Source organism: Anaerophilus nitritigenes (genome assembly GCF_004138215.1).
GTDB classification, from domain to species: Bacteria; Bacillota; Clostridia; order Peptostreptococcales; family Thermotaleaceae; genus Anaerophilus; species Anaerophilus nitritogenes.
This window is the reverse complement of the sequence record NZ_RYYS01000045.1, coordinates 1-4,424: the sequence shown is the minus strand read 5'-3', so window position 1 is coordinate 4,424 and position 4,424 is coordinate 1. Positions and strand designations below refer to the sequence as shown.

5 protein-coding genes are annotated in these 4,424 nt (G+C 26.3%); 2 read left to right on the top strand and 3 right to left on the bottom strand.

The annotated features are described in order from the left end of the window. Positions 1 to 130 precede the first annotated feature (130 nt). Complete coding sequence (locus EK368_RS07470) at positions 131 to 1,024, bottom strand: MBL fold metallo-hydrolase (protein WP_129598048.1); 894 nt, start codon at positions 1,022 to 1,024, stop codon at positions 131 to 133. Between the two features lie 156 nt (positions 1,025 to 1,180). Between EK368_RS07470 and EK368_RS07465 the strand changes: the two genes are divergently transcribed. Together EK368_RS07465 and EK368_RS07460 are read left to right on the top strand one after the other, a co-directional pair. Then, complete coding sequence (locus EK368_RS07465; protein ID WP_165000367.1) at positions 1,181 to 1,984, top strand: motility protein A; 804 nt, start codon at positions 1,181 to 1,183, stop codon at positions 1,982 to 1,984. Then, positions 1,974 to 2,672: an OmpA/MotB family protein gene (locus tag EK368_RS07460; RefSeq protein ID WP_129598043.1), complete on the top strand. Its 699-nt coding sequence runs from the start codon at positions 1,974 to 1,976 to the stop codon at positions 2,670 to 2,672. The genes EK368_RS07465 and EK368_RS07460 overlap by 11 nt, the downstream gene beginning before the upstream one ends. 344 nt (positions 2,673 to 3,016) lie before the next feature. Here EK368_RS07460 and EK368_RS07455 read toward each other — a convergent pair whose 3' ends face one another. Together EK368_RS07455 and EK368_RS07450 are read right to left on the bottom strand one after the other, a co-directional pair. Next, positions 3,017 to 3,355 (bottom strand): hypothetical protein, encoded by a 339-nt coding sequence (locus tag EK368_RS07455; protein WP_129598041.1) that lies wholly within the window; start codon positions 3,353 to 3,355, stop codon positions 3,017 to 3,019. A gap of 23 nt (positions 3,356 to 3,378) precedes the next feature. Continuing rightward, positions 3,379 to 3,933 carry a hypothetical protein gene (locus EK368_RS07450; RefSeq protein ID WP_129598039.1) on the bottom strand — a complete coding sequence of 185 codons (555 nt, stop codon included), beginning with the start codon at positions 3,931 to 3,933 and terminating at the stop codon, positions 3,379 to 3,381. Positions 3,934 to 4,424: the final 491 nt, after the last annotated feature.

Sequence of the window (4,424 nt, the reverse complement as noted above, 5' to 3'; positions counted from 1 at the left end):
TGGCGCCAACGAAATCTTTTCATTTCATTCAAGATTTCCGTTGCTTAAAAAACGTCACTAATTTTTATGACTTTGCTAAAATATAGTTTATCTTAAGTCTGAAAGGGAGAGAACTCTTCTCTGTTTTCATTTATTTATAAAAATAAAGCTTTCCATTTTCTATTTCATAAGAAAGTTCCTCTTCACACAAATAAGTTAGAATCGCTCCTATCGTAGTATGTAAAAAATAGTATTCTTTAAAATCTACTTGTAAATCTTCTAAAACAATCACTTCTTCTAAAAGTTCTTCTCTAGTTTTAGGTTGAGCTAAAAGTTCTTTACAAATCTCTATATATTTTATCAAATTCTCCTTATTCTCTTGAACTAGTTTTTTTATTTGTTCTTTGTTGTATAGATCCTTTCCATGACTTAAAAGATAATACTCATAATGTAAGGAAAGGATTTTGTCATATGTATTCATTTGATCTTTTATATCCATTAGAAAAGGCATTTTATATTTATTAAGTATCTCTTCACTCATTAAAGAATCTGCTAGAAAAAATACTCCATCTTTTGTTCCTACACCAATTTGACCTTTTGTATGCCCTGGTAAAGAAATGATTTCAAACTTTTCATTATTTATTTTTTCTATTCCTTCTTGCAAGATGATATCTATCGAAACATCTTTTCCATGAATAAAATCTTTTTTCAATGGCTTAATTGGGCTTGCCCCATAAAGATTCATACTAAAGAGCTCTTCATTTTCTATATATACCTTCTCTTTCAAAGAAGAATGCATAATACTTCCTGGATAATTTTCTTTTAAAAAATAATTTCCTCCTGCATGATCTATATGATGATGGGTACTTAAAACATATTTTATATTCATATTGTTTTGTACTAATATTTCACAATTTTTCCTTGCTTGTTGATTATTATTTCCTGTATCTATTAAGAGTGTATATTTGTCTTTAAATAAAAATATACCTACATTTGTCCCTGATAAAATACAATAAGTATTTCCTTTTATTTTTTTAAGTTCCATATAGTCCTCCTATCTATAAACATTTCTCAAAACATTTTATCTAAATCTTATACCATATGCAACCTAGTCCCATAGACCTAATCCAAAAATTACTTCCCTTTATTTTGAAAATTTATGATAAAATTGTCGTATCATTTTATTTTTTGGAGGAATTTTATGAATATAAAAAATATGAAGTTTCCTATTATTATATTTCTTATTTTACTACTCATTCATGCAGTAATAGGAAGTATTACATTTAAAGCTTTTATTAATATTACAGCTTTAGAAATTATTTTGGCTGGTATTTTTCTATCAGTTATTGTAAGTTTTTCATTTGACACTTTGCTTCATACCATTCAAATGATCAAAAAAAGCTTTGTAGACGAGTTAGATTATGAACTTTCTATTTATAAGGTTTATGATTTAAGTGTAAAAATAAAGAAAGATGGTGTTTTATCTATTCAATCAGATATTGACTTAGAAGAAAATATTTTTTTAAGAGATGCTATGATTCTTTTAAATGACTATAAAAAACCAGAAGTCATGAGAGAAATTATGGAAAAAGATATTGAATCAAGAAAATCAAATTTTTATAAACCTCATAATGTATTAAAAATGATTGCACATGTATCTCCTTCTTTTGGACTTATTGGAACTCTTTTAGGAATGGTTGGTCTTTTGTCTAATATTCATCAAACAGATATGATTATGAGCAATATGGCATCTGCTCTTATTAGTACCCTTTATGGAAGTTTGATTGCAAATTTCATGGCAGTTCCATTGATGGGAAGAATGAAAGAATATATTGATCAAAATATTTTACAATATAGAATCATCATGGAGGGTATTTTACTCATTGCTCAAAACGATACGGCAAGAAATGTATTTGATAAAATGAATGTTATGTTAAAAGAAGATAAAAGACTAATATATCCTAGAAAACCACTAGAAAGTGTAGGTGAAGAATATGGAGGATGATAAAGATCAATACGAAACAGACCTTTCTACAAATTGGCTTATTACCTATAGTGATATGATCACTATCATTCTTTGTTTTTTTATTATATTCTTTAGTCTCAATGCACAAGAAATGAGTATGCTTACAGAAATGAAAAATTCTCTTTCTAAAAAAGTATCTCATTTAACTTCTGAAAATGAAAAATTAAAAGAAGAGAGAAATTCTTTAGCTCAAAAACTCTTTGGTCTTGCTGATATTGAAAAAGATGTAGTAACTTCTAAAGAAGATTTCATAGCCTTTTTAAGAAAAAACAATCTACTAGATCAAGTAAAAATCCTTGAAAATGAAAAAGGGCTTGTCATTCGCTTTAGAGACAGTATTTTATTTCCTAGTGCAAAAGCAGATATCTCAAAGGATGGATATGAAGTATTAGATTATATAGGGGAAAAACTTAAAAATATAGACAATGATATTATTGTAGAAGGATTTACAGATAATCTTCCTATTCGTACAAAAGAATTCCCTTCTAATTGGGAATTGTCTGTAGCTCGTGCCATTCATGTAGTAAAATTTCTTACAGAAAAAAAAGGAATTGATGAAAATAGAATTTCTGTAAGTGGTTTTGGAGAAAGAAAGCCTATTGATACAAATAAGACTTCTACTGGAAGGTCTAATAATAGAAGAATTGAAATTACTATATTAAATTAAAAATAAAAATAAACAAAGTCATAGAATGCGTCATAAATTCTCAATAATTGTTCCGAATTTTAAGCAATGGAAATCTTAAATGAAATGAAAATATTTCGTTTGCGACATGAACTTGCGAATTTTATGACTTTGCTATAATCTCCTATGATGTCAAATATCTACTAAGCTAAAAGTTAAAACAACCATAACGACACTTGTAAGTGCACTTGCAAATCCTGTTTCATTTTGAAATAATAATCTTCTAAAATCTATTTCGAAAATGTAGGTTTTATAGATGGAGGTTGTTCTATCATTTTGTATCATAATATTTTTTTGTATTATAATATTTTTTCAATTAATTATAACTACTTAACTTCCTTTATTAAGTAGATTTTATAGTAATTTTTTATATTGTCTTCTAACATTTCAACACATAATTCATTATGACTAAACTTTTTTAACGAAAATATTCTTGTATCAATATCTAAAAAATTAGAATCTCCATTTTTGTTTAATCCTTTTTTAAATCCATTTTTGTTTTTTACTCTTCCTAAAAAATTACCAACCTCTTCATCTCGGACTGGTTCATATGTAATATAATAATATTGATCATTCCAATACAAATACTTATAATTAGAATAATTATTTTTATTGATTATTGCAATTATGCATAAAGAAAATAAAACAATAAATATTATTTTCATATTATTTTTATTAATCATTTTTATTATTTATAGCATATTTTAATATATGAATTTTCAACTTTGCTTCTATTCTTTATTTGAGGTTCTTTAGTCCATTTACCTGTAAGATTGTTTTTATAGCCTGCTTTATAAGTTATTTTATATTCATCTCCATAGATTGCAGGTCTTGACCATTTTGAAGGATCTGCACTTATGGAATAGCCTGAGCCACTTGATGGATTGTAACTTACAGAAGCCACTCCCCAACTCAATCCTATACTTATTGAACTAGAAGAATTTGAAAAATTATAAGCACTTACATTGTAATTATACTTTTTAAAATCTGGGTGCCAAGCAATAAACTTATTTCTTTCTACTAGTGTAGTTGAGATAACTTCTTCGTAATATCCTATATTACTTCCACCAATCCTTCCATCAATGGATGGTGTTGGATTGCCATGAGGTTCATTTTCCATTATAATCGGACCATTTTCATAGTAAATTTTGTTAGATAAAGGGTTGTTTGCAAATACGATATTAGTATTCATTATCAATAAACTAGCAATTGTAAAAATCAATAGAAAATTTTTTTTAAACATGTTAAACACAATCCTCTCTTTTTTTAATATATGTTCATATCTAATCATAAATGAAATGTACCAAAATTCCATAGCCCCTTAAAATCTTGTAGATTTTGTCTCTTTCTTAAGAAGAATTTTGATAGCAATAATCGTATTCTCCCATGATTTCACCTCCTTTTCATAGAACTCAATTATAATGTTTTTGTAAAAATTTTCGAATTCATAGTATTACCTTTATTCATCCACAATAATTATTATGTTTAATTATTTGTAGCTTAACATATGCCGTAAAAAAAACTTGTCTAAATTGGTCGCGCTATTTAATATAAATTGAAAGTAAATTTTTCCTTAAGAAGTTGATTCATACACTATAATCTCCTATGCATTATCAAAAACACATGTATAAATAGAATCTACTTAATTATGGTTCCTAATAAAGTTGAAATAATTATTGAAATCATGAAGAATTGCAAAAACAATATTTTGTTATTTTTTAAATACAAAACACA